Consider the following 4,517-nt stretch of genomic DNA (forward strand, 5'->3'; position numbering starts at 1 on the left):
TCAGCAGTGTTCAGCGTAAATGTATCAGGAGGATCTGTCGTAATGCCTCTTTCAGTTGTGGGTACTGGAAGGTAAAGCCCATCTGCAAAGCCGCTTGCGGGATCACTTTCTGCCCCGTCAAAACCACTTGAGCTGCCTCGCCCAACAGCAGTTCCAACGCCAGCTCCGGCACAGGCAACCAAGAGGGGCGACCCAAGACCTGGCCTAAGGTTCGGCAAAACTCTTCCATCTGCACCGGGTTGGGAGCGGTGGCGTTGAACACTCCGGATCCCTGCTCCAGCAGGAAGCAGACCAAGCTCACCCAATCCTCGCGGTGGATCCAAGACAGCCATTGTTTGCCGGAGCCGATCGTTCCGCCGATAAAAAATTGGAAGGGAGCCAACATCTGCCCCAGCGCTCCTCCATCCGGCCCCAACACAATCCCTGTGCGCACGATGGCCAAACGGATCCCCAACTCCTCAACCGGCCGGGCGGCAGCTTCCCAAGCTTGACAGACTTCTGCCAGAAAATCTTGGGCCGGGGGATCCGTCTCTGTTAAGGGTTCTCCTGCCGGATGGGATCCGTAGTAACCCACCGCCGAGCTGCTGATCATCACCTGGGGCTTTTGGTTGAGGGAGGCGAGGGCTTGGACAAGGGCCTGGGTGGTTTCCACACGGCTACGACGGATTTCTTTTTTCTTGGTCTCTGTCCAGCGAGAAGAAGCCAAAGGCTCTCCGGCCAAGTTGACAATCCCCTCGTACCCTTCCAGGGCGGCTGCCCAGGCTTGCGGTTGGTAGGGATCGTAGGGCAGCAGCTTGAGGTTGGGGGATTCCCCCAAAATGCGGCGGGCCTGCTCCAGGCGGCGGGTCAAGACCAAAACCTGATCCCCTTGCTCCAGCAGACGGGCCACCAAGCGACGCCCGATAAAACCACTTCCACCCGTGATGGCAATGCGCATGATGTGGATCCGACTTGCATCTGCACAAGCCCTGTGCCGCCCTTGTCCTTTGAACGGTGCAGAGCCTTTCCGCTATTCGAACCTCTAGCCTAGCGCGTTTCCCTCCCCGCGTGGGATCCCGCCATCCGTTTGCTGAGCTTGGCGAAGTGGCAGAGCCCAAGAAAGCCCAAGAATAAAAATGTTTTGCGGCAAAGCCTGACACACCTGGAAAAATCGGCTTCAATAGGCCCTAGCTGCGCTTCTTGGCAGCAGAGGTGGTTCATCGTCCCCCTATTTTCTTCCCTTCACCCGTGACACCCAAGTCTTCTTCCCGTACCCCGGCTCGCCACGTGTCTATGCGTGCAGAGCAGGTTGCTGGGCCGCGGCTGGACATCTCTGTTGCTCCACGAGTGCATCGCTCCCAAGGGCAGGGATCCCTGGTTCGGGCAGGGTTTCCCTCCTCTCTCCCAATTTCCGGTCGGCGGACGATCCCTGTCCAGCGCTCCCGCCGGCGCGGACGGCAAGAACCTGGCCACGAGCCTCAAGTCTGGGAGATGGCCTGTCACATCGGGGTGAATGTCTTGTTTACGGCGGCTGCCCTCAGTGGTTTGTATCGCCTCTTGCCGGTGCAGTTGGCTCAGCACCACCGGCTCCAGGTTCTGGAGCGGCATATCGAGGTCTTGTCCACTCGGATTTCTCGGCTGCAGGAGGGGGTGGATCGAGGTATGGATCCCTTGCAGCAGGAGGCCCTGATCAAGGAACGGCTGAATCGGGTGCCACGCAATCAAATTCAGGTGCGTTTGGTGGATCCCAGTACCTGGGTGGCGGACGACGAGAAGAACACCCACCCTTCCTGGATCGGGCAGTCCACCCAGCCGTCTGCCAGGCCGTAGGCTGCCTCTGCCTAGGCTTGTTTGAGAAGCAAGGCCACCTCTTTGGCAAAGTAGGTGAGGATGATATCGGCACCGGCCCGCTTCATGGCCAGCAGCGATTCCATCATCACTTTTTTGCCGTCGATCCAGCCTTTTTGTTCGGCGGCTTTGATCATGGCGTACTCGCCGCTGACGTTGTAGGCAGCCACGGGCAGATCCGTCGATTCCTTAACTCGGTAGATGATGTCCAGGTAGGCCAGGGCCGGCTTCACCATCACCATGTCCGCCCCCTCGGCCTCGTCCAGCTCCACCTCTTTGATGGCTTCCCGAGCATTGGCGGGATCCATTTGGTAGGTTTTTTTGTCTCCGGATTTGGGCGCGGATCCCAGGGCATCGCGGAAGGGGCCGTAGAAGGCAGAGGCATATTTGGCAGAATAGGCCAGGATCGCCACATCGGTATAGCCTTGGTCGTCCAGGGCCTCCCGAATGGCGCCGACGCGACCGTCCATCATGTCCGAGGGGGCCACAATGTCGGTTCCCGCCTCTGCTTGGGAGAGGGCTTGCTTGACCAAAACTTCCACCGTCTCGTCGTTGAGGATCACCCCATCCCGCACAATGCCGTCGTGGCCGTCGCTGTTGTAAGGATCCAAAGCCACATCGGTTACCACCAAAATCTCGGGAATTTCCTGTTTAATCCGCCGCACCGCCCGCTGGATCAAGCCCTCTGGGTTGAAGCACTCCTGCCCGGTGGGATCCTTTTTCTCTTCCGGCACCACCGGGAACAGGGCCACCGCCGGGATCCCCAGTTGAGCGGCTTCTTCCACCTCCTTTAGCAGCAGGTCTAGGGTGTAGCGGTAGCAGCCGGGCATCGACTCCACTTCCTGCCGCTGGTTCTCCCCCTCCATGACAAACAGGGGATAGATCAGATCCTGCACCCGCAGGTGGGTTTCCTGCACCATCTGGCGGAAGGCCTCTGTGCGCCGCAGCCGACGGGGACGGTAGATCAGGTCTTGGCTCATGGGAGTAGCAGGAAAGAGGGCGTTTCTATTTTGCCATGAGGTCGGTAGGGGCTGAGCTGGTCGTCCGGCGAGGGGCGACATCCGGGGCAGAGGGGAAATGCCGGGCCAGCCAGCGGTGGAGGGTCTCTTTTACCGCTTCCGCTTGGCAGTCGTGCAAAAGATCGTGGCGCGACCGGGGAAAATCGTGGATCTCTCCCTGGGGCAGCCGACGGGCAAAATCCACAGCTCCGGCAGGATTGACGACGATATCGGCAGAGGTGTAAAGCAGCAAAACCGGCAGGCGGAGCCGATGGGCTTGATCAAGGCAGCGCTGTCCACTGCGCGCCAGTTCGGCTGTAAATCTGGCCCGCGTCACACCGCACATGTAGGGATCCGCCGCAAAGGCGGCTTGCTGCTCGGGTAGGGAAGTCACCCGCGCTGGCTCGTAGAGGCCGGTCAAGGCCAACTGGGGAATAACCCTGTCCAAAACTTGCAGAAGGGCGTGGGTCAAAGGGGTGAAATAGTGGTCGATGCGAAAAGCCGGAGAGATGAGGATCAGGCCCTGCACTTGGTCGGGATGGGCGAGGGCATATTCCGTAACCCAGTTGGCCCCCGCGCTGTACCCGCACCAGATCTGCGGGATCCCTTTCTGCGGCCAAATCTGCTGCGTGATCCTCTCCAGATCGGCTTGATATTGGCTGAAGCGGTCGATCCAGCAGCGGATCCCGCCGGAGCGACCAAATCCCCGCATGTCGGGAGCCAAAACCTCCCACCCTTGAGCAGCCAACTCGCCGGCCAAAGGGCAAAACCCGCCGCCGTGATCCCCTTTGCCGTGCAAAAGCAACACCCTTCCACAAGGGGATCCCTGGGGCCAGTGGTGCAGAAAAGCCGGGATCCCATCGGAAAGCAGCAACTCCTGGGGCCGATAGATCCCCGACAAAGGTTGCGGCTGAGTTTCCGACCGCCCATCCAGAACCTCTAAGTGGCCTAACCGATCAAAAGGCATGGGCAAATCCAACACACGTCCGGCAAGACCCGGCAAAGCCACAAATCCTATCTTCCTATGTCCCGGTCGCCCGCGAGCGCTGCCGCCGCTGAGGAGCGGCAATCTTTGTTTCCAGTCCAGCATATTTCTTAACAATCTCTGCTCTTGCCGGGGATCCCCGACATGCCGGGCTTTGCAGCCTTTTCTGAGGATGGGATGAAAGGATCTCTCGGGGGGAGACTGGGGCCATTTGCGGGAAAAAGGCCCTCTGAGAGGTATGATGTTGTGAAGAAGTTTTGCGGGGTCTCAGGTTTGACGGGATCCCCTCTCTGGGGTGGTTCACCCTTGTTTTACGATTGCCTTATCGCTTCATCAGTTCACTCAGTCGGAAACGGGTTGCTGAAACTATGCTGTTACTGAAAATCTCTGTTTACGCGGTTGTCATCTTTTTTGTGGGGCTTTTTGTGTTTGGTTTTTTGAGCAACGACCCCTCCCGCAACCCCAACCGTCGAGACCTGGAGTAGGGGATCCCGCCTTGGGCAGCTTGCGAACTCCAGTGATAACTGGCTCATCGCTTGAGGGAGCATGCCTCTGGCCCTGTTTTTGCCGAACCTTGCTGGTTGCCCTAGCTATGGGAGAACGGATGCCCAGGGAGCTCCTGCTGGCGGGGTAGCGACAAAGTTGCTGCTGGTCATGGGTTGCAGCAGCGGTGAGCGAGATTCAGCTAGAAATCGCAGGAGCCCCGC

5 protein-coding genes are annotated in these 4,517 nt (G+C 59.2%); 2 read left to right on the plus strand and 3 right to left on the minus strand.

Annotation, left to right across the window (positions count from 1 at the left end):
• Positions 1 to 10 precede the first annotated feature (10 nt).
• Positions 11 to 937 carry a TIGR01777 family oxidoreductase gene (locus NW815_RS06205; protein ID WP_414391208.1) on the minus strand — a complete coding sequence of 309 codons (927 nt, stop codon included), beginning with the start codon at positions 935 to 937 and terminating at the stop codon, positions 11 to 13.
• A 290-nt stretch (positions 938 to 1,227) separates the two neighbouring features.
• Between NW815_RS06205 and NW815_RS06210 the strand changes: the two genes are divergently transcribed.
• Complete coding sequence (locus NW815_RS06210; protein WP_011434018.1) at positions 1,228 to 1,809, plus strand: hypothetical protein; 582 nt, start codon at positions 1,228 to 1,230, stop codon at positions 1,807 to 1,809.
• An 11-nt stretch (positions 1,810 to 1,820) separates the two neighbouring features.
• Here the strand turns inward: NW815_RS06210 and hemB are convergent, their stop codons facing one another.
• Both hemB and NW815_RS06220 read right to left on the minus strand, forming a co-directional pair.
• Positions 1,821 to 2,807, minus strand: coding sequence for a porphobilinogen synthase (gene hemB, locus NW815_RS06215; protein WP_414389687.1), 987 nt, complete (start codon positions 2,805 to 2,807; stop codon positions 1,821 to 1,823).
• 25 nt (positions 2,808 to 2,832) lie between these two features.
• Complete coding sequence (locus NW815_RS06220) at positions 2,833 to 3,915, minus strand: lysophospholipase (RefSeq protein WP_414389686.1); 1,083 nt, start codon at positions 3,913 to 3,915, stop codon at positions 2,833 to 2,835.
• 263 nt (positions 3,916 to 4,178) lie between these two features.
• On the opposite strand from NW815_RS06220, the gene NW815_RS06225 reads away from it, so the two are divergent.
• The gene (locus NW815_RS06225; RefSeq protein ID WP_011434021.1) at positions 4,179 to 4,295 is read left to right on the plus strand and encodes a photosystem II reaction center protein I; all 117 of its coding nucleotides are present in this window, start codon (positions 4,179 to 4,181) and stop codon (positions 4,293 to 4,295) included.
• Positions 4,296 to 4,517: the final 222 nt, after the last annotated feature.

Source organism: Synechococcus sp. R6-7, assembly GCF_047461695.1.
Classification (GTDB): domain Bacteria; phylum Cyanobacteriota; class Cyanobacteriia; order Thermostichales; family Thermostichaceae; genus Thermostichus.